The following is a 21,555-nucleotide window of genomic DNA, read 5'->3' as shown; positions in this document are numbered from 1 at the left end:
CCTCTATTTCTTTATGCGTTGTTGGTTGCTGATGCCCATAATCATGGCGAGCATGACCATAACAGACAAAGTGGCTGTGCCGCCGTAACTCACCAAAGGCAGCGGTACGCCGACTACCGGCAGGATACCGCTGACCATGCCCATATTAACAAAGGTATAGCAAAAAAAGGTCATGGTGAATGCGCCGGCGAGGGTGCGGCTGTAGAGGGTGGGGGCGCGGTAGCTGATGTAAAGTCCGCGTGCCAAAATCAAGAAATACGCCGCCAGTAAGAGCAGGTTGCCGATAAGTCCGAATTCTTCGCCGAACACGGCAAAGATAAAATCGGTGGTGGCTTCGGGAATGTAATCCAAATGGGTTTGAGAACCGCCGAGCCAGCCTTTTCCCCAGAAGCCGCCCGAACCGATGGCAGTCATGGATTGCAGAATATGGTAGCCTGAACCCAATCGGTCTTGAGTGGGATCAATCAGCATCAGAACGCGTGTGCGCTGATAGTCGTGCATGCCGTATAACCAAATGATTGGTGTGGCGGCAATAAAGCCGACAGTAGCAGTGAAAATGGCTTTCCATGGCAGCCCGGCAAAAAATACCACAAATATGCCTGATGCCATAATTAAGGTGGCAGTGCCTAAGTCGGGTTGTTTTAAAATTAAGGCAACCGGAATCACAATTAAGATAAAAGCGCATAAATAGTGATACCAGCGCAAACTCAGTTCGTATTTTTGGAAATACCAAGCAATCATCATCGGCAGGGCGATTTTCATGATTTCAGACGGCTGAATACGAATTAAGCCAAGGTTAAGCCAGCGGGTTGAGCCATTGACGGTGATGCCGAAAAATTCCACACACAACAATAATGCCATGCCCAAAAGATAAACAGGCAAGGCAAAATTGCTGAGAATTTGCGGCGGCATTTGTGCCACAAACCATAAGATAACAAAACCCAAAATGGTGTGAATGGTTTTTTGTTCCAATTGACCAAAATCGTGCCCGTCGGCGGAGTAAAGCAGAAACAGACTCATGACGTAAATAACCAGCATGGTATAAAACAGCCATACGTCAATGGGGGCAGATAAGTGCTGCCAGAGGCGTTTCAGCAGAAAAGTATCGTGATTCATGGTTGGCTCACCGATGCGGTGTCTTGCTGTGTTTGGAAGGCATTCATCAACGGCGGCGGGGCATAGGCGGCGTTGTTTGGCAGAAGATTTGTCTGCAAAGCGGTGCTGTCAATGGTATTGCCGGGTTTGCTGATGATAACGGGTGCTGTTTGTATTGCTGAAGCGGGTGTTTGGTTTTTCGGCAATTGATTGAGTGTCAGCAAATAAAAATCAAATAAGGATCGGGCAATCGGTGCGGCGGTTGCGCCCCAGCCGCCGTTTTCGAGAATAACTGCCACGGCAATTTGCGGATTTTCCACCGGTGCAAAAGCAATAAACCAAGCGTGATCGCGGTGCTGCTCTGCCAATTCGGAAGCGTTGTAGCGTGCGCCTTGTTTGATTTGCACCACTTGTGCGGTGCCGGTTTTTCCGCCCATGGTGTAGTGCAGATTTGTACCCACGCGCCATGCAGTGCCGCCGGATTTTAACACCGATGCCATGGCATTTTTGACGTATTCAAAATTACTGCGGTCAAAAGGCAGGGTTTTGACGGGTTTGGGGTCAATGAGGGTGATTTGCTGGTTGCTGTGATCAAGTAATTTACTCACCACATGCGGGCGGAACACCACGCCGTCGTTGGCAAGTGTGGCGGTGGCGTGTGCCATTTGCAGGGGTGTATAGGCGTTATAGCCTTGTCCGATGCTGAAACTCACCATATCTGCCGCTTGCCATGAGCGTACTTTTTCGCTGGATTTGGCGAAACGTTTGGCTTTCCATTCGCGCGAGGGCAAAATGCCTTGGTATTCGTGATTTAAGTCAATGCCTGTGGGCGAACCCAAACCAAACTGCGCCAGATACGGCACGGTTTTATCAATGCCTATATCGTAGCCCAAGCGGTAAAAAAATGTGTCAGACGATACTTGGATTGCGCGGCTTAAATTGGCAGAGCCGTGCCCTCGGCGCACGGAATCGCGGAATAAGTGAGAAGAGCCGGGAATGCTCCACGCACCCGGAGAGGGCAGAACGGTGGTTTGGGTGATTTGTCCGCTTTCCAGTGCCGCCATGCCCATAAACGGTTTGAAGGTAGAACCAGGTGGATACAATCCTTGTGTGGCACGGTTGATGAGCGGCCGCTGCCAGTCTTCATTCAGGCTTTTCCATGTTTCGGTGTCAATGCCGTCGATAAACAAAGACGGATTGAATGAAGGTTTGGAAACCAATGCCAAGATACCGCCTGTTTGCGGATTAATCGCCACCAATGCACCTCGGCGGTTTTCCATAAGCCGATCTGCTTCTTTTTGCATGCGAATATCCAAAGCCAGCTGCAAAGTGTGTCCGGTGACGGAGGGTACGGATTTGAGTGTGCGCACAATGCGTCCTTGCGCATCTTTTTCCACTTCTTGATAGCCGGGTAAACCGTGCAGCTGGCTTTCATAATAGTTTTCTAAAGCCATTTTGCCGATGTGGGTGCTGGCGCGATAGTTTTGAATGCGTTTGTTTTCTTCCAGCTCTTTGACATCGCTGTCGCTGATGCGTCCGATGTAGCCGATGATGTGGGCGGTTAATTCGCCGTAAGGGTAATCACGGAATGTGCGTGCGTTTACTTCCACGCCGGGAAATCGATAAAGCTGCGCGGCAACTTGTCCGGCTTCCGTCATGCTTAATTTGAGTTTAAGCGGAATTCTTTCGTAAGAGCGGTAGTCGGTACGGAATTTTTGGAAACGTTTGAGATCGCCATCGGTGATACTGACATATTGGCGCAAGGCATCAATGGTTTCACTTAATTCCCCTGCCAGCTGGTTGGGAATAATTTCCAATGAATAGGCAGGATAATTGTGTGCCAATACCACGCCGTTGGCATCAATGATTTCACCGCGTATCGGCGCGGTGGGAATCTGCGATACGCGGTTGTTGTTAGCTTGTGCCGAATATTCGCTGTGTTTGATGACTTGCAAATAGAAAAACCGCGTTGCCAGCAGAAAAAAACACAGTACAATCAATCCTAAAGCCACCATAATGCGCAGGACATGATCGCGCTTGAGATTGCGCGGCGGCGGTGGGGGTTTGGTTGATTGGAATTTTAATTTCATTGTTGAATATTGTTTTTAGTCAGACTGATGATTGGAGATAAACAGCATGAATTTATTCAATAATGGCCACAACAGTGCGCCTGTGAACGGAGAAACAAATGCCGACCAGCCGATGAAATAATGGGCTTCAAAAAAATGAATCAAGGTGGTGGTGATGGTATTAATCAATAAAGCACCCGCCAGCACTACGCATTGAAAACCATAGGTATAGGACAAAACAAAGCGGCGTTGCTGCTGGATAAAAAATACGGCAAAAATATAAGACAACGCATGCTGTCCGAAAGGTGAACCCGTGCCTATATCAATGATCAAGCCCATTAAAAAAGCCGTACCCAGCCCAACGTCCTGCGGACGGTGCAGTGTCCAGTACAGCAACAGCAATACCGTGCATTCAGGCAGCCAAAACGACCATGACGCATCAAAGGGAATAAAGTCTAAAAATACGGAAACAATCAAGCTGGCAATGACCAAACGTTTGGGTTTGCGTAAAAAAAAGCTGCGGATATTGTTCATAACCGGACTTCCGAAGCAGTTTGCGGTTTCGGTTCAACCGATGGTTCACTGTGTTTGGTTTGCGGCAAAATCAACACAAATTGACTGCGGCGGCTGTCTGAAGCAGGGCGCAATTCAACTCGGTAGTAGGGCGAGCCGTTGCCGGTTTCCGCACTGATGATTTGGGCAATGGGAATACCCGCAGGATAAATACTGTCCACACCGGAGGTAATCAGTAAATCATCGGTTTTCAAACTGGCATCGGCAGGGAAATAGGGTAAATCAATGCTGTTGCTGTTGCCGTACACTAAGGTACGCACTCCTGTCCGTGCGACCATGGCAGGGATAACGGTGCGGTTGCTGGTAACCAAAGTGATTTCGGCATTGAATGGCTGTACAGCAGTGATTTGTCCGATTAAACCGTGTTCATCGGTAACGGGATCGCCGGCGGTGATGCCGTTTTGACTGCCTTGGTTAATCACCAATAAATCGGAATCGGTGTTGCTGCCGACGGAAATGACTTTGGCAACAATAGAATTGGGCAAGGCTTGGTTTTTTAAGTGCTGTATGGCGTCTAAGTGGGTTAATGCTTGCAGCTGGGCTTGCTGTAAATGCCAACGCTGAGCCCATTGTGCGTTTTCTTCATGCAACCTTTGGTTTTCGGCAAGCAGGTGGTGCTGGTTTTGTAAAAACGCAACGCCGCGGCGTACACCGTTTATCGGTTGATTGGCGAGCCATTGCAAAGGATAAAGCGCAGTGGCAACCACCGATTTGGCACGGGCAATGGGCGCATAGCGGTGATCCAACAGCAACAGCACCACCGCTGCCAAAGCAAGAAACACAAGCTTGCTGGCAGGGCGCAGGCGCGGATTCGCGAAACTGGGTGAGCTGTCATTGTTGTACATGGTTTAAACAAAATAAACAGAAATTAAAAATTTGGGTTTAAGGATTGTTAATAAAAATAGAATTCAATTTGCCAATCATGTCCAAAGCCTTGCCTGAGCCGCGCGCAACGCAAGTGAGCGGGTCTTCGGCAATCATCACCGGCAAACCGGTTTCTTCGGACAACATGCGATCCAAGCCTTTGAGTAAAGCACCGCCGCCGGTTAATACCAAGCCGCGATCGGCAATGTCAGCACCCAATTCCGGCGGTGTTTGTTCCAGCGCGTTTTTCACGGCTTGGGTGATTTGGTTTAAGGGTTCGCTCAAGGCTTCTAAAACTTGATTTGACGAAATGGTAAATGAACGCGGAATGCCTTCGTCGAGTTTGCGCCCTTTGGATTCCATGTTATGCACTTCCATGCCCGGAAAAGCAGAACCGATATTTTTCTTGATTTCTTCGGCAGTGGGTTCGCCGATGGTGGTGCCGAAGTGGGTGCGCACGTAATTGATGATGGCTTTATCGAAAGCATCGCCGCCTACGCGGATAGAGTGGGAATAGACAACGCCGGAAAGAGAGATAACACCGATTTCAGTGGTGCCGCCGCCGATGTCCACAACCATAGAACCCGTGGGTTCTTCAATGGGTAAATTTGCACCAATAGCAGCTGCCATGGGTTCTTCAATTAAATTGACTAAAGAAGCACCTGCCGCCAAAGCCGAATCGCGAATGGCTTTGCGCTCCACTTGGGTTGAACCGCAAGGAACACAAATCACAATGCGCGGAGCGGCGGATAAATGCCCTTTATTGACGCTTTTAATGAAATGCTTCAGCATTTTTTCGGTAATATTGAAGTCGGCAATAACGCCGTCTTTCATTGGGCGAATGGCGCGGATACTGCCCGGTGTGCGCCCCAGCATGTTTTTGGCTTCACTGCCCACTGCCAAAATGGTTTCTTTGCCGCTGGAAATTTCGGTTTGCACGGCAACCACTGAAGGCTCGTCCAGAACAATGCCTTTGTTTTTTAAATAAATCAAAGTATTGGCTGTGCCTAAGTCAATGGCCAAATCGTTAGAAAAGTAGCGGGTGAAGAAGCGAAACATGGCTTATCCTTAAAGAGTGTCAAATTCCGGTGTAAATAATAATATATTAAAAGTATGGGAAAACGTGTTTTGCGCAGCGTGCGGAAGCGTCCGATGCGGGTGCGGTTTGTCTGTTTTCGGTTATAATCATCGAATTCCGGTGCTTAAAAGTACTGCACCGTACATCTTTAAAAACGCGTAATGATAGCGTAGTTTTCGGGTTTATTAAACCGACAAGAGGATTTTAACATGGCTTTAACTTTGGCTGATGTGGAAAAAATTGCCAAGTTGTCCCGATTGAATTTGTCTGATGCCGAAGCGGCGCAGACATTAAGCGAACTGAACGGTATTTTTGAATTGGTGGAAAAGATGCAAAGTGTCAATACCGACGGTGTCGAACCGATGGCACACCCGCACGAAATCGCTTTGCGCCTGCGGGAAGATGCGGTTACCGAAACCAATGAGCGTGATCGTTACCAAGCGGTTGCGCCTTTGGTGGAAAATGGTATGTATTTGGTACCCAAAGTGATTGAGTAAACCCAATCAGCGGCTGCCTGAAACAATAGGCTGCCTGTAAAGAGGTAAATAATCCGCGGTAAACAATCTGCGGTAAACAATTCTTAAATACTCCACTACATCAAATACAACCACCATGAATAATTACACCGTCAAACAATGCAGTGATTTACTGCAAACCCGAAAAGTCAGTGCCGTTGAGTTGGCACAGGATTATTTACAAGCCATTGCAGCCGGAAATGAAGCCATTAACGGCTATATTACTTTAGACAAAGAGCGCACTTTGGCAGAAGCGCAGGCAGCCGATGCGCGTTTGCAAAGCGGTTCAGGCAGCCTGCTTACCGGTGTGCCGATGGCGTATAAAGACATATTTTGTCAAACGGGCTGGAAAAGTGCGTGCGGCAGCAAAATGCTGGATAACTTTGTTTCACCTTATACCGCTACCGTAGTGCAAAACCTGCTGAATGAAGGCATGGTTACTTTGGGGCGCACCAATATGGACGAGTTTGCCATGGGGTCCACCACGGAAACATCGTTTCGCGGCGCAACGCGCAATCCGTGGAATGAAAACCATGTTCCCGGCGGTTCTTCAGGCGGTTCGGCTGCCGTGGTGGCGGCGCGTCTTGCGCCGGCGGCATTGGGTTCGGATACCGGCGGTTCGATTCGTCAGCCCGCATCTCACTGCGGCATTACCGGCATTAAACCGACTTACGGCATTGTCAGCCGTTTCGGCGTGGTTGCTTATGCTTCCAGTTTTGATCAGGCGGGACCGATGGCGCAAACCGCTGAAGATTGTGCGGTATTGTTAAATGCCATGGCGGGTTTTGATGCGCGTGATTCCACCAGTTTAGAACGCGCAAAAGAAGATTATTGCCGTGATTTAAACCGTCCGCTGGCAGGGTTAAAAGTGGGTTTGCCCCGAGAGTATTTCGGCGCAGGTTTGGCTGCCGATGTGCAGCAAGCCATCAGCAGCATGGTGGCAGTGCTTAAGGCGCAGGGTGCGCAAATGGTGGACGTGAGCTTGCCGCAAACCGAATTATCCATTCCCGCTTACTATGTACTTGCCTCTGCCGAGGCCAGCACCAATTTATCGCGTTATGACGGCGTACGTTACGGGCATCGTGCCGCACATTTTAATAATTTGGACGAAATGTACAGCAATACCCGAACCGAAGGCTTCGGCAGCGAAGTCAAACGCCGCATCATGATTGGCACTTATGTGTTGTCGCACGGCTATTACGACGCCTATTATTTGAAAGCGCAAAAACTGCGCCGCTTGGTTGCCAATGATTTTCAGGCAGCCTTCAAAGCGTGTGATGTGATTCTCGCACCCGTTGCCCCCACCGCCGCACCAAAGCTGAACAGCGATATTAATGATCCTGTTCAAATGTATTTATCTGATATTTATACTATTTCTGTAAATTTGGCAGGATTGCCGGGCATCACACTGCCTGCCGGATTTTCTGCCGACGGCTTGCCGATTGGGGTGCAATTCATTGGTAATTATTTTGCAGAAGCGAAATTGCTGAATGCAGCGCATCAGATACAGCAGGTGAGTGATTGGCATCGAAAAATGCCCGGGGAGTCGGTGCGGGCTTGAGATTTGGGTAAGCGCACACATTTAGCCCACGTTTATACCAGCAGAAAGTTCAACGCATGAATGCCATTGCCGATGTGCAAAGCAGTCTTGATAAACGCAATATGCCGATTAATCAGGTGGGCATTAAGGATTTGCGCTTGCCGGTGGTGATTGCCTCTGACGATGGCAGCCAGCATACGGTGGCGCGGTTTACGATGACTGTGTTTTTGCCCGCCGACCAAAAAGGCACGCACATGTCGCGTTTTGTGGCGCTAATGGAAGAATCTGAACACGCTGTTGCGTTTGACAGTTTGCGGCGGCTCACAGAATTAATGCTGGAGCGGCTGGATTCGCATTCGGGGAAGCTGAGCCTGAATTTTCCGTTTTTCCGTCAAAAAACCGCACCGATTTCCGGCATTAAAAGCACTTTGGATTACGATGTAACCCTGAGCGGTGAAATCTGCAGCGGGCAATACCGCCACACCCTGAAGGTGATGGTCCCGGTAACCAGCCTTTGCCCGTGCAGCAAGGAAATTTCGCAATACGGCGCGCACAATCAGCGCTCGCACGTTACCGTGTCTTTATGCTGTACTCGGGTGGTGAATATTGAAGAAGTGATTGATTTGGTGGAATCGCAAGCCTCTTGCCAGTTGTACGGCTTGCTGAAACGACCCGATGAGAAATTTGTTACCGAACACGCTTACGACAATCCGAAATTTGTGGAAGACATGGTGCGCGATATTGCCACCGCCCTTAAAGCCGATCCGCGGATTGATGCGTTCACTGTAGAGAGTGAAAATTTTGAATCAATACACAATCATTCCGCATACGCAATGATTCAATTTCCGTAGCCGAATTGACGGCTGATTCCAATTGAACAATAAAATTTTAAACAATCCGCAAGCACTGTAAACGGTTTTCGATACACAGTATTTATCCGTAAGAAGTAGTGCCGGTGTTGCGTTGATGTGATATAAGAAACGGCTTGTTTTTTAAAATGGTTTTTTTATGCTGAAAAAATGGCTCGGTCTTGCCTTTTTACTGCTGGGTTTGTTTCAGGCAGCATGGGCAATTGATGCAAGTAAATTATTGAGTGCCGATAAGGCTTTTGTTCCGCAGCTAACGGTTGGCGGCGACAAGGTATCGGCAAAAATTGCCATTGCCGAGGGTTATTATCTTTACCGCGAGAAAATTTTCGCTGATACCGATCCCGCCGGTCAATTGGTTGCCGACGGGCAATTTCCAATCGCGGGTCAGGAAAAAAACGATGAATTTTTCGGTAAACAAGAAGTATATCACCATGAAGTCGAAGTAAATTGGCTGTATCAGCCGAATGCAAAGCGCGATGAACCTTTTACGGTAACGTTGGAATATCAAGGCTGCGCTGATGTCGGTGTGTGTTATCCGCCGGCGGCGGCGGTGTTTTACATCAATGGCGACGGAACATATCGGCGGCAAAGTGTATCGGCAGGACAGCCTTTTTTGGAAAATAATCCGCAAAATTCGGTGAATCCCACGCTGCCGCCGCGTCCAGTGAACACGGACAGTAGCCGGTTTAAGCTGTCTTGGGAAACCTTGAGCGCCAACTTGTTGGCGTTTTTTGTCGCCGGGTTGGGTTTGAGTTTAACTGCCTGTATGTATCCTTTGCTGCCGATTGTTTCCGGCATTGTGCTGGGCGGACAAAATCACAGCAAACGCCGCGCTTTGCTGTTGTCGGTGCTGTATGTGCAAGGTTTGGCGATTACTTATGCGGCAGTCGGCATCACGGCGGGTTTGACGGGCGCATTGGTTACGGTGTGGCTGCAACAGGCTTGGGTGGTGTTGGCGGCATCGGCGGTATTGGTGTTGCTGGCACTGGCGATGTTTGGTGTTTACAGCATTCAGCTGCCCAATCGTGTTCAAGCGTTTTTCCAAACACAGAGTAGCCGTTTAGGCGGCGGTAAATTGGTTTCAGTGTTGGTGATGGGCATATTTTCGGCGTTGATTGTCGGCCCGTGCGTGGCGCCGCCCTTGGCATTTGCCTTAGGCTATATCGGGCAAACGGGTGATGCTGTATTGGGCGGTTTGGCTTTGTATGTTTTGGCATTGGGTACGGGTTTGCCGTTGATTGCGGTAGCGGTTTTCGGTTCGCATATTTTGCCTCGTTCGGGCAGTTGGATGAATGGCATTAAATATACATTCGGTATTTTGCTGCTGGCGGCGGCGATTTATTTGGCCACGCCGTTTTTGCCGTATGGTGTGGTGGTGATTGCTTATGTTTTGCTGTTATTGATTCCCGCCGGTTTGTTATTGGTGAAGGCGCGGGTGTTTTCAGGCAGCCTGAAAACGGTCAGCAATCTGTTGGGCGTGCTGTTGCTGGTGGCGGCGGTGTATTTTGCAGCAGGTTCGGTTCGCCAAGAAAGTACGATTTTTCATCGGGCATTGACATTGTATCCGTCTGATGAAGCGCATTTCGGCCGCAGTTTTTTCCACCCGGACGATGTACGCACCGCTATGGAAGCCGCATTTGCCGAAGATGCCAAACAACCGGTATTGGTGGATTTTTACGCCGATTGGTGCGTGTCGTGCAAAGAAATGGCGGCTTATACTTTCAGTGATGCGAAAGTGAAGCGGTTGTTGAACGAGGATCGTTTTTTACAAATTGATGTAACCGCCAATACACCCGTGCAGCAAGCCATGCTTAAAGAATATGGCTTATTTGGTCCGCCCGGCTTGTTCGTGGTGTATGCCGACGGCAGCCGCAGTGAACCTTTGCTGGGTTATGTGCCGCTCGATGCGTTTTTGCAGTGGTACAACGATTTACTTTCAAAACGGTAACGGTTTTTTTAAACAGTTTTATCTGTGTTAAACTAAAATCTCCTCCGTGCAATATAAATTTAGCGAGAGAACAAAATTTATGAAATTCGAAAAATTAAGATTTTCATTAACGAGAATTTGGTTGATTGCTATCGCTGCGGCATATTTTACGGTTATATTGAATTTCTCATTTTGGCGATATATATTGACGCATATTGAGATTGAAGATTTTCAGACGCTGCTTTTTGTTTGTTCTATGCCATTTCTTTTATTTATTCTGCTTGCTGCGATATTTAATATAATTCTTTTGCCGTACATAACAAAACCGCTTTTGGGATTGTTGTTGATAATATCAAGCACTGCGAATTATATGATGTATAAATACAGCATATACATAGACTCTGATATGATAAGAAATGTATTTGAGACAAATAGCCGTGAAGCATTTGACCTCATCACTCTTGGGCTTTTGGCGTGGGTGTTAATGCTTGGAATATTGCCCGCCATAGCTCTTTTTTTTATAAAAATAGAATATAAGCCGTTTTTCAAGGAATTGCAACGCGGTACTTTTGTGCTTCTAGTATGCTTTTCCACCACTGCTGTATTGGCTTTCGCTTTTTATAAAGATTATGCCTCTTTCGGACGCAATAATAGAGAAGTACGCAAACTGATAAATCCAGCCAATCATATATATGCTTTAGTTCGCTATTTCCAAATTGAGGCATTGGCGAAAAGGCAATTTATGAGGCTTGACGAGAATGCTAAGCTTGTGCCGTTTGAAGATCCTTATCCTACCGTGTTTGTGTTGGTTTTGGGAGAAACAGCGAGGGCTTTAAATTTCTCTTTGGGCGGATACGAAAAAGAAACCAATCCGCAGCTTTCCAAACAAGATATGGCGTATTTTAAAGAGGTTTTCTCTTGCGGAACGGCAACAGCGGTTTCTGTACCATGTATGTTTTCGCACATGAGCGCGAGCAAATTCAACAACAATGACGCTGCTTTTACGGAAAATGTTATGGATCTGCTAAAGCAAAGCGGATATAACATTATATGGCTTGAAAATGACGATGGCTGCAAAGGCGTTTGCAATCGTGTTTATACGGAAAATATGGTGAAAACAAATAATCCGAAATATTGTAACGGCGAATATTGCATAGACGAAGCCCTGATTGATGGATTTGAAGACAGACTTAAACAGATAACGAAAAATACCGTGATAGTGTTGCATACTATGGGAAGCCACGGACCCACGTACTACAAACGATATCCTAATAAATTTAAGGTATTTAAGCCTACATGTGATACGGCAGATTTAAGCAAATGCTCAAGGGAAGCCATTATAAATACTTATGACAATACGATTTTATATACCGACTTTATCATCTCTTCTGTGATAGACAGTCTTAAAAAATTTCCCGAGCTTGAATCGGGCTTGCTTTACCTATCAGACCACGGAGAATCTCTTGGCGAAAACAATATCTACTTGCATGGTTTTCCCTACAAAATAGCCCCAACAGAGCAAAAAGAGGTACCTATGGCGTTGTGGATGAGCGAAAATATGAAAAAATATGACCATGTTGATTATGAGTGTATCAAAAATGAGGCTCAAAACAACAAATACAGCCATGATAATCTTTTTCATACTATGCTTGGAATTTTGGAGGTGAAAACAGAAAAATACGACCCCAAACTGGATGTAATCACTCCTTGCCGTTTGCGCCCGCTGCCGCAATAAGCGTATGAAAATATTGATAAGGTAAAATATAAGATCATGACTCCTTTCCAGACATTTTAATGCCTTGGTTGTCATAACCCAAATATTTTGATTGAATCAGCGGAAACAGCAAATTGCCGCGATATTTGCAATCGCTCTTGATGCTGGTGTGTGCTATTTTTAGTGAATTGACTGTATTTTTACAGTGTTATTTCGAGATGAGTTCTGCTTTTACAGCAAGTTGCTGTATTTTTGATACAGGACGTAAAATAAAGCGGCAGAAAAAACGTTGGTTTTTTCTGCCGCCGATGTGTTTTTAAGGAAATAATATGTTTTCATTATTATTGACGGGCTTGGCGAAGCGTTTGCTGGGGGCGGCAATATTATTGGTTCTGCTGTGGGGTATTTTTTATTGGGCGGTTCAGTCAATATGAGCGTGTTGGTTCGTAATTTAACGGTCAGTTATCGCCGCCGTCCGGCAATACATCATTTAAACGTGCAATTCGGTATGGGTGAAATGTGGGCGGTTATCGGTCCGAACGGTGCGGGCAAATCCACTTTATTAAAAGCGATGATGGGCTTGATTAAAGCCGATACGGGTTGTGTGGATTGGCAGGGCATCACGTGCAAAGACATTGCTTATTTGCCGCAGCAATCCGACATTGACCGCAGCCAGCCCTTGAGCGTTTATGAATTGGCGGCAATGGGATTGTGGCATGAAATCGGTTTTTTCGGCAGTGTGTCGCCGACTCAGCATAAACGCGTTCATGCCGCCTTGGCGCAAGTGGGCATGAGTGATTTTTTCGCGCACGGTATCGGACAATTATCCAATGGTCAATTTCAGCGGGTTTTATTTGCTCGGTTATTGGTGCAAAACGCCAAAGTATTGCTGCTGGACGAGCCTTTTAACGCAGTAGATGTGCGCACCACCGAAGTATTGCTGGAGATGTTGTGCCGCCACCAAGCGCAGACAGGTTGTTTGTTGATTGCGGTGCTGCACAATAATGAACAAGTACGCCAATATTTTCCGTATGCGTTAATGTTGGCGCGGGAGTATGTGACGGCAGGCAAAACCGATGAAGTATTAAGCGCGGCGCATTTTCAGGCAGCCAATGATGCCATGCGCCGCCATGACAGTGCCGAATGGTGCGCGGTATAGCGGCTTGAACCAAAATTTGTCAGCGATATTGCATTCGACAAACAATGCGGATAAAAAAACAGGGTTGTGTTTTAAAAGCAAGCCGTTCCGAATAATGGTTATTTTTAAAACCGCAAATGAAACAAAGTGAGTTTATGTCTATGTTTAACTGGCTGTTTCAGCCTTTTATTGAATTTGATTTCATGCGTTATGCTTTGGCGGCAATGGTGTTTTTGGCGGTCAGCACTGCGCCCATTGGCGTATTTTTAATGATGCGGCGCATGAGTTTGGTGGGCGATGCGCTGGGGCATGCCATTTTACCCGGTGCGGCAGTGGGTTATTTAATGGCAGGATTGAGTTTGCCTGCCATGAGTATCGGCGGTTTTGTTGCCGGATTAACAATGGCATTGCTGGCGGGCTTGGCAAGCCGTTTTACCAACATCAAAGAAGACGCGAGTTTTGCCGCTTTTTATTTAAGCAGCTTGGCAATCGGGGTGGTGCTGGTGAGCCGTAACGGCAACAGCGTGGATTTATTGAATTTATTGTTTGGTTCAATTTTGGCGGTGGATTTGCCCGCATTAACTTTGGTGGCAGTGGTTTCCAGCATCACCTTGCTGGCACTGGCGGTGATGTACCGCCCTTTGCTTCTGGAAAGCATTGACCCCTTGTTTTTGCAGGCGGTGGGCGGACGCGGCAGTGTGTGGCATTTGGCGTTTTTGGTGCTGGTGGTTCTGAATTTGGTCTCCGGTTTTCAGGCATTGGGAACGCTGATGGCAGTGGGTTTGATGATGCTACCCGCCATCAGTGCGCGGTTGTGGGCAAACAGCATGGGCGGTTTGATTGCGCTGGCAACGCTGATGGCAATATCGTGCGGCTTGGCGGGTTTATTGTTTTCGTATTACGTGGAATTGCCCTCAGGTCCCGCCATTATTTTGTGCTGCGGCTTGGTTTATGTGTTGTCGCTGATTTTCGGGCAAGAAAGCGGTTTACTGCCGCGCTGGTGGCGGCATCGCCGCCATCGTGCGCATTGATTCTTATACAGCATTGATATACATAAGAGAAAAAAATGAAAAAACGATTATTTGGATTTGCGCTTACCCTGCTTTCAGGCAGCCTGATGGCAGAGCCATTACCGGTAACGGCAAGTTTCAGCATCTTGGGCGATGTGGCAAAGCAAATCGGCGGCGAGCGCGTAACGGTGCAAAACATCATTGCGCCCGGGCAAGACGCACATGTTTATACCATGAGTAATGCTGATGTACGCAAAATTCGCCAAGCCAAAGTGTTGTTACTCAATGGCTTGGGATTTGAACGCGCCAATTTGGTGCGTGCCGCCGAGCAAAGCAAAGTGCCGCTGTTTTATGCCGCCGCCAACATCAAAGCCTTGTCCATGCCGGAAGATGAACACGGTCATGATGACCACGACCATGAACTTGATCCGCATGTTTGGCAAGACCCGGTTTTGATGAAAGATTACGCTAAAAATGTTGCCGATGCGCTGATTCAGGCAGACGCAGCAGGTAAGGTTTACTACCAGCGGCGGCTGAAAAATTTTCAAGCCGAATTAAACCAACTGGACGTGTGGACAAAACAAACATTCAACACCATTCCCGAATCCAAACGCAAGGTCATTACTTCGCACGATGCGTTCAATTATTTGGGAAACCGCTATCACGTGCAATTTTTAGCACCGCAAGGCGTCAGTGAAGAAGCAGAGCCGTCTGCCAAACAAGTAGCGGCGATTATTCGTCAAATCAAACAGCGAAATATCAAAGCGGTGTTCACCGAAAACATCAAAAACCCGCGTGTGATTGAGCGCATTGCCAAAGAAACCGGTGTTAAAGTAAACGGTGTGCTGTATGCCGATTCATTGAGTGCGGGTGCACCGGCAGCAACCTATATACAAATGTTTCGCTACAACGTGAAAGCACTGAGCGATGCAATGAAATGATTTTGGGTTGATTTTTTAATTATCAGGTTGCCTGAATTGTGTGTGCAATTGTTATCGAAAAGCAAACAAAGCACCCATTCAGGCAGCCTGTTTATGGTAACCAGCATTCGGCAGTATCAGCGGCTGCGTTCTGCGCTGTTTTCTGATTTACCTTTTAAAGGGATAATTACGCCCATTAACAAGCTGAATACAAAGGGAATTATCCAATTAACATTGATTTTACCGTGAAATACCATCAATGAGAATGATATTAAAATAAAGGAAAAGGCATTTGCACCCGAAACAATTTTACCGACAAGATTCGGGTGATATTTTTTAGCAAGTTCACCTCGGACGATAATTCTCTGGCTGTTGAATGATACCCCCAAGAGAAATACCGCCAATAACCAGCATACGATGTTGCCACCCAAACCCCATAACAGCATGGCGATAATGATTAACACCGAGGTTAATTGATACTTGACGATTATTCTGTTTAATCCCGCATGGGCAACGACAAAGCCGGAAACAATCATGCCGACACCCATCAGCGCATCAAGCAATCCAACTTGAGTCATGCTGCCGTGCGCAGCCACCACCTGAGCAGGCAGCATAAAATTAAACATTGCCAGAGTAGGCCAGATAAGCAGCAGTGCCGCTTCAACACCTGAAATTTTAAGGTGCTGTAACTTATCACTCGGTTCAGCTTCGCCTGTTGAATGATTGGATAAAACAGGCTTATCTGAGCCTGCAAACCACAGGGCAATAAAGCAGAAAAGATACAATACTGCACAGGATAAAATAACATATTCGGGTTGATTTTCAAATATGTAGGCAACAACAACAGGACCAATCATCAAAGCCGCCTGGTTGGCAGTCATGGTTATTGAACTGAATCGCTCTATTTCCTTATCATTCAGGTTTTTGCACTCGCTTGCAAACCATGATTCCCAGCTGGATTCCATGACAAAGAAGAAAAACCAGATAACCGTATTCAGACCCAACAGAAAATACTGACTGTCTGTCATAAACATGATGACAGAAATCACAGCGGCAGCCAGCAGACTGTATTGAGTCAGCGTCTTGCCGGATAAATTTCCATTGCTGCCCCGCCAGATAAGCGGCACAACCATTGCCGGAATAAATGTCAGTGCCACCGTTGTCGCCAGCCAGCCAAGTGATGAGCTGCTGATTACCATTAACCAATTAACAGCGATGATGAGCGCACCGCAGCTGAGCCGATACAGAGCCGATGTTAATATATAAAGATACACTTATTTATTCCACCTCAAATAATTTCGCCGATATTGCGCGGGCCTTATCAAGGGGCAGCAGTGTTTTTTTGTCTTCAAAATAGCCGTACCAGTAAAACTCTGCCACGCCCTCTCTGGTACTCCAATTTTTTGGCGGTTCGCTTTTTTTGCCAACCTCAGTTGTTATCTTCAGCGAAAACAGGTTTTTATCGTATTCAAGATCTTCCGCTCGATTAATCTTGGTGATTACCCCTTCTTTCGCTTTGAGAAAGGCAATGGCAGCTGTTCCTGATGGTTCAGGTATGTGCGTCTCCGTCGTATCCTGTCCCAGATAAGCACCTATATGCAACGCATACGGATTGATACCAAAGGCGGTTTCAACCTGATCCATAATCCCGTCGCCTCCGGGTCTGGCGGCAATCTCAATGACATAGAATTGACCATCTCTTATTTTTATTTCTACATGGGCCATGCCAAATTCAATACCCAAAGCCGCACAGGATTTTTCCGCAAGCGACCTGAGTTCTTCGTCCTTATGGCGGAAGCTGGGAACAAGATGCCCCAGCTCGCTGAACCACGGTTCAGGAGAAAGATATTTTTCCGTAACGGTTACTGTTTTGTATTTCCCTCTGAAACAGATCACTTCAACGGAAACTTCATCAACTGAATTGATGTATTCCTCGATAAGATACTTATCACCTTTTATTTTGAACGCATCTTTGTGCATGGAAATGAGTTCTCTGGATTCACCGAGATATTTAACCGCTTCTTCGTGGGTGTTTGCCACAAAAACACCGCCGCTGCCGCCAAAATCATAGGGTTTTATTATCGCAGGGAGTCCAACATGTGCTAATGCCGCAGGCAGTTCATCATCGTTACTCAGAAGGAAGTAATCCGCAATCGGAATATGATGCTCAGAAAACATCAGCTTCATTGCAAATTTATTTCTGGCACGCACCACTGTCTGCTCGCTAAGCGCAGGTAATCCAAAATGAGCATTAACTTTGTTTGCCGTTTCAAGAACCCAGTCATTAAGCGGAATAACGGAAAGCAGTTTCATGTTATTCATGTTCTCAACCTGCTCAATAATGCTTTTTGCATCATAAGGGCTGGCAGGAAGGCTTCCGTCAAAATACCTGTTTTTGTTCAAAACAGCCAAAGGGTCGGCAATCCACACCTCTGCCTGTGTGCATTGACGGGCACCCGCCAGCGCCCGTTCTCTGAGATACTGATTGGCACCCAGTAATACGATGAATTCTCTACTCATTTTCTCGCTTTCGTAAAGACAGTTTTTATGCGAATGATTGTTATTATGCTGTGTAGAATCTTCATCGCATCACAGCCAGCAACTGCACCCAAACACGCCCCAAAATGCTTTTTGTCCATCGGCAGACACTGCACGGTTGTCGGCAGCGGTGTGCGCATGACCGTGAACATTGCAAGCGTTGGCACAGCCGCAGGCAGCAATGGCTTTGGTTTTGGCGGCAGGGACGGGGCGGTAGTAGCCGCCGAACCGATTCACCGGCGACCAATCGGGCATGGCGGCGGGTAAAGGCGGTGCAAAATCGGTGAAATCGCCCGCACCATGCACAATTTTGCCGCCCACCACGGTAAATTCGGCTTCAATGTGGCGAATCTCTTCTTCGGCAACCTGAAAATAATCGCTGCTTAATGCGCACAAATCAGCATATTGCCCCACTTTGATTTGCCCTTTCTTGCCCGTTTCCGATGAAAACCATGTGTTGGCTTCAGTCCATAAGCGCAAGGCTTCTTCGCGGCTTAAACAGCGGCTGCGCGGATACAGGCGCAATCCGCCGAGTGTTTGCCCCGTTACCAGCCATGCCAGCGAAACCCAAGGGTTGTAGGAAGCAACACGGGTGGCGTCTGTTCCCGCGCCCACGGGAATACCTGCTGCCAGCATGTCGGCAATCGGCGGGGTGTTTTCCGCGGCTTTTGTGCCGTAGCGTTCGGCAAAATACTCGCCCTGATACATCATGCGGTGCTGTACCGCGATGCCGCCGCCCAAAGCGGCGATGCGGTCAATATTGCGCTTGCTGATGGTTTCGGCATGGTCAAAAAACCAATTCAAGCCTTGCAGCGGAATGTCGCGGTTTACCTTTTCAAACACATCTAAGGCGCGGGAAATGGTTTCATCGTAGGTGGCATGAAGCCGCCACGGCCAGCGGTTTTCTGCCAGCACCCGCACCACGGGTTCTAAATCGGTTTCCATGTTTGGCGGCATTTCAGGGCGCGACTCTCTGAAATCTTCAAAATCAGCAGCGGTATAAACCAGCATTTCTCCCGCACCATTGTGGCGGTAATAGTCATTGCCGCGGTGGGCGGTGAGTGATGATACCCAGCCTTGGAAGTCCTGCAATTCCGCACCCGGGTGTTGGGTGAATAAATTGTAGGCAATACGCACGGTTAATTCATTGTCTTGTGCCAGCTTGGCGATGATTTCATAGTCTTCGGGATAGTTTTGAAAGCCGCCGCCTGCATCAATTACGCCGGTAACGCCCAGCCGATTCAGTTCACGCATAAAGTGGCGGGTGGAATTGAGCTGGTATTCCGGCGGCAGTTTCGGTCCTTTTGCCAGCGTGGCATACAAAATCCCTGCATTGGGTCGTGCCAGCAGCAGGCCGTTGGGATTGCCGTGTGCATCGCGCTGAATTTCGCCGCCGGGCGGATTGGAGGTGTCGGCGGTATAGCCCACGGCACGCAAAGCGGCGCGGTTGAGTAAAGCGCGGTCATACAAGTGCAGAATAAATACCGGTGTGTCGGGGGCAATGGCGTTGATTTCATCAAGCGTGGGCAATCGTTTTTCAGCAAACTGATGTTCGGTAAATCCGCCCACGACGCGCACCCATTGCGGTGCAGGGGTGTTATCAACCTGTTCTTTTAAGCGGCGCATGGCTTCGGCAAGCGTCGGTACGCCGTCCCAGCGCAATTCCAAGTTATAGCTCAACCCGCCGCGAATGATGTGCTGGTGGCTGTCGATTAAACCGGGAATCACGCGTTTGCCTTTGAGGTCGATAACGGCAGTGCGCTCACCGCGGTGCGCCAATATTTCCGCTTCGCTGCCCACTGCGCTGAATACGCCGTTGGTTATGGCAACCGCTTGGGCTTGCGGTTTGCTGCGGTCTAAGGTGCTGAATTGACCGTTGATTAAAATCATGTCTGCATTCATGATACTGCTCCTGTGTTGTGCGCAAGGCGGCATTTTTTTATCTTTCAGGCCGCCTGAAAACGCACCAATTTCTAAATCACATTAACCGATTATGTTGATTATTTATCTATTTTGATTATTTATCCGCCGCGTTGATGCTGTCCGGATACGGTGCAACAAAATGTGCCACTTTGGGCGGTTCATCGCCGCAATGGTATTGCAGCAGCTCGGTTTGAATGTCGCGGTCGTGTTCGGTAACCCGTTCGTGCTGGCGCAGATGCTCCAGCCATGAAGCCACGATAAAATATTCCAGATACTGCCCTTTTTGTACGGTGTCTTCAAATATGCCCCAGCTGTATGCCCCGTCACGCAAGCGTTCTTTGCGCAGACGGTAAACGGCACTTAAAAACACTGCGGTATTTTCCGGCGCAATCTGATACGTTACCGTAATCATGACCGGGCCGCGATCATGTGTTACCGAGGCATCAACCAAGGGTTCAGGCCAATGCAGAGAAGACGCTAAATTAACCGTCTGATCATTGGGCAAATGCAGCCGACGCATGATAAACATCGCCAAACCCAAACCAGCCGCCGCCAATAATAAGGCTGCCTGAATGCCGATATGAGACGCCGCTTGACCCCAAATGATGCTGCCCAGTGTTTGAGAACCAAAAAACACCATGATAAACACCGCCAAGCCGCGGGCGCGCACCCAATCGGGCAGGGAGATTTGTACCGATGTGTTCAGAGAAGTCAGTACGGCAATCCACGATGCGCCTGCAATCAAACAGACTGCACCCGCAGCGTAATTGTTTTGCACCAAGGCAAATACGCACAAAGTCAAAATCGTACCGATTGCGCCCAGCAGCAATAATTGATCTGCCGATTTCCGTTTACGCAGCGCGGGCAGTAATAATGCACCGCCAATTGCACCGATGCCGATACAACCGAGCAATATGCCGTAAAGGCTGACATTGCCGTGCAATACTTGTTTGGCAATCAAGGGCAGTAATGCCCAATAAGCACTGGCAAACACAAAAAATCCCGCTGCTTTCAATAAGGGCGCGCGCAATAATTCGCTGTGCAGGGCATAACGCCAGCCGGCCCGCACTGCGCCTGCCAGTGCTTCAGGCGGCAGCCGTTTTTCGGCGGCGGCAGGCGGCTGCCACCAGAAAAGTGCCAGCAATACCAGCATAAAACTCAAGGCATTAACAAAAAACGGTGCGGCAATACCCAGAGAGCCAATCAACACTGCCGCCAATACCGGACCAATGGCACGGCTGATGTTTACGCCAACACTGTTCATCGCCACTGCTTGCTGCAAGGCGGCGCGCGGCACCAAACTTGGCACAATCGCTTGCCAAACGGGTGAAGTCATTGCCGCGCCGACGCCCATAAAAAAGGTGAACAACAGCAATATTAAAGGCGTGGCTTTACCCGCTGCCACCACGATACCCAATATATTTGCCACCAACAATAAGCATGTCTGCACAATCATCAGCATGTACTTGCGGTTTACCTTGTCTGCCAATGCGCCTGCCGGCAGAGCCAATAAAAATACAGGCAGCGTTGTGGCGGCTTGCGTGAGCGATACCCACACAGGAGAGGATTGCGACAATGACGTCATCAGCCAGCCTGCGCCGACATCGTGTATCCATGTGCCGATATTGGACAATACGGTTGCCAGCCACAACACCGTAAAGGCTTTGTAGGCAAACGGATTTTGTTTGACAACGGCTTGCGTTGGCAGTGCTGGTGTATTGTTGTCGGGAGAGGGCGGGGTGTTCATAAATGACCTGTTTGGTTGCGGTGGTTTCAGTGGCG

Annotated in this window: 17 protein-coding genes; 8 read left to right on the top strand and 9 right to left on the bottom strand. The window is 48.1% G+C overall.

Annotated features, from left to right (window positions below; genetic code table 11):
* Positions 1-3: 3 nt before the first annotated feature.
* Genes rodA through Q384_RS02960 form a run of 5 tightly spaced genes read right to left on the bottom strand, consistent with a single transcriptional unit; the run spans position 4 to position 5,660 of the window.
* Positions 4-1,116 (bottom strand): rod shape-determining protein RodA, encoded by a 1,113-nt coding sequence (rodA, locus tag Q384_RS02980; RefSeq protein WP_037585877.1) that lies wholly within the window; start codon positions 1,114-1,116, stop codon positions 4-6.
* Positions 1,113-3,185, bottom strand: coding sequence for a penicillin-binding protein 2 (gene mrdA / locus Q384_RS02975; RefSeq protein WP_051940344.1), 2,073 nt, complete (start codon positions 3,183-3,185; stop codon positions 1,113-1,115). The genes rodA and mrdA overlap by 4 nt, the downstream gene beginning before the upstream one ends.
* Positions 3,186-3,200: 15 nt before the next feature.
* Entirely contained in the window at positions 3,201-3,698 is a 498-nt protein-coding gene (mreD, locus tag Q384_RS02970; RefSeq protein WP_037585876.1) for a rod shape-determining protein MreD, read from the bottom strand.
* A complete protein-coding gene (gene mreC, locus Q384_RS02965; protein ID WP_037585875.1) occupies positions 3,695-4,582 on the bottom strand; it encodes a rod shape-determining protein MreC in 888 nt (295 codons plus the stop codon). The genes mreD and mreC overlap by 4 nt, the downstream gene beginning before the upstream one ends.
* A 37-nt stretch (positions 4,583-4,619) precedes the next feature.
* Positions 4,620-5,660 (bottom strand): rod shape-determining protein, encoded by a 1,041-nt coding sequence (locus Q384_RS02960; RefSeq protein ID WP_037585873.1) that lies wholly within the window; start codon positions 5,658-5,660, stop codon positions 4,620-4,622.
* 228 nt (positions 5,661-5,888) lie between these two features.
* On the opposite strand from Q384_RS02960, the gene gatC reads away from it, so the two are divergent.
* The 8 genes from gatC to Q384_RS02920 all read left to right on the top strand — a co-directional run bounded on the left by gatC (position 5,889) and on the right by Q384_RS02920 (position 15,333).
* On the top strand, positions 5,889-6,176 hold the full coding sequence (gene gatC, locus Q384_RS02955) for an Asp-tRNA(Asn)/Glu-tRNA(Gln) amidotransferase subunit GatC (protein WP_037585872.1): 288 nt from the start codon (positions 5,889-5,891) through the stop codon (positions 6,174-6,176).
* 115 nt (positions 6,177-6,291) lie between these two features.
* A complete protein-coding gene (gene gatA / locus Q384_RS02950; RefSeq protein WP_037585871.1) occupies positions 6,292-7,755 on the top strand; it encodes an Asp-tRNA(Asn)/Glu-tRNA(Gln) amidotransferase subunit GatA in 1,464 nt (487 codons plus the stop codon).
* Positions 7,756-7,811: 56 nt separating this feature from the next.
* Positions 7,812-8,585, top strand: a complete 774-nt coding sequence (gene folE2, locus Q384_RS02945; protein WP_037585870.1) for a GTP cyclohydrolase FolE2 — start codon at positions 7,812-7,814, stop codon at positions 8,583-8,585.
* A 157-nt stretch (positions 8,586-8,742) separates the two neighbouring features.
* A complete protein-coding gene (gene dsbD, locus Q384_RS02940; RefSeq protein ID WP_051940342.1) occupies positions 8,743-10,551 on the top strand; it encodes a protein-disulfide reductase DsbD in 1,809 nt (602 codons plus the stop codon).
* Positions 10,552-10,630: 79 nt separating this feature from the next.
* Entirely contained in the window at positions 10,631-12,265 is a 1,635-nt protein-coding gene (locus Q384_RS02935; RefSeq protein ID WP_037585869.1) for a phosphoethanolamine transferase, read from the top strand.
* 409 nt (positions 12,266-12,674) lie between these two features.
* Entirely contained in the window at positions 12,675-13,403 is a 729-nt protein-coding gene (locus Q384_RS02930) for a metal ABC transporter ATP-binding protein (RefSeq protein WP_037585867.1), read from the top strand.
* A gap of 134 nt (positions 13,404-13,537) precedes the next feature.
* Entirely contained in the window at positions 13,538-14,413 is an 876-nt protein-coding gene (locus Q384_RS02925) for a metal ABC transporter permease (RefSeq protein WP_037585891.1), read from the top strand.
* Positions 14,414-14,448: 35 nt separating this feature from the next.
* Positions 14,449-15,333, top strand: coding sequence for a metal ABC transporter solute-binding protein, Zn/Mn family (locus tag Q384_RS02920; protein WP_037585866.1), 885 nt, complete (start codon positions 14,449-14,451; stop codon positions 15,331-15,333).
* A 116-nt stretch (positions 15,334-15,449) separates the two neighbouring features.
* Here Q384_RS02920 and Q384_RS02915 read toward each other — a convergent pair whose 3' ends face one another.
* The 4 genes from Q384_RS02915 to Q384_RS02900 form a co-directional block, all read right to left on the bottom strand.
* Complete coding sequence (locus tag Q384_RS02915) at positions 15,450-16,586, bottom strand: MFS transporter (RefSeq protein WP_037585865.1); 1,137 nt, start codon at positions 16,584-16,586, stop codon at positions 15,450-15,452.
* A gap of 4 nt (positions 16,587-16,590) precedes the next feature.
* Positions 16,591-17,832, bottom strand: coding sequence for an ATP-grasp domain-containing protein (locus tag Q384_RS02910; RefSeq protein ID WP_037585864.1), 1,242 nt, complete (start codon positions 17,830-17,832; stop codon positions 16,591-16,593).
* A 69-nt stretch (positions 17,833-17,901) separates the two neighbouring features.
* Positions 17,902-19,752, bottom strand: a complete 1,851-nt coding sequence (locus Q384_RS02905; RefSeq protein WP_037585863.1) for an amidohydrolase — start codon at positions 19,750-19,752, stop codon at positions 17,902-17,904.
* Between the two features lie 115 nt (positions 19,753-19,867).
* A complete protein-coding gene (locus Q384_RS02900) occupies positions 19,868-21,520 on the bottom strand; it encodes an MFS transporter (protein ID WP_084224370.1) in 1,653 nt (550 codons plus the stop codon).
* Positions 21,521-21,555: the final 35 nt, after the last annotated feature.

Source organism: Stenoxybacter acetivorans DSM 19021, assembly GCF_000745895.1.
GTDB classification, from domain to species: domain Bacteria; phylum Pseudomonadota; class Gammaproteobacteria; order Burkholderiales; family Neisseriaceae; genus Stenoxybacter; species Stenoxybacter acetivorans.
The sequence above is the reverse complement of the archived record's forward strand: the minus strand, read 5'-3'. Positions and strand labels throughout refer to the sequence as shown.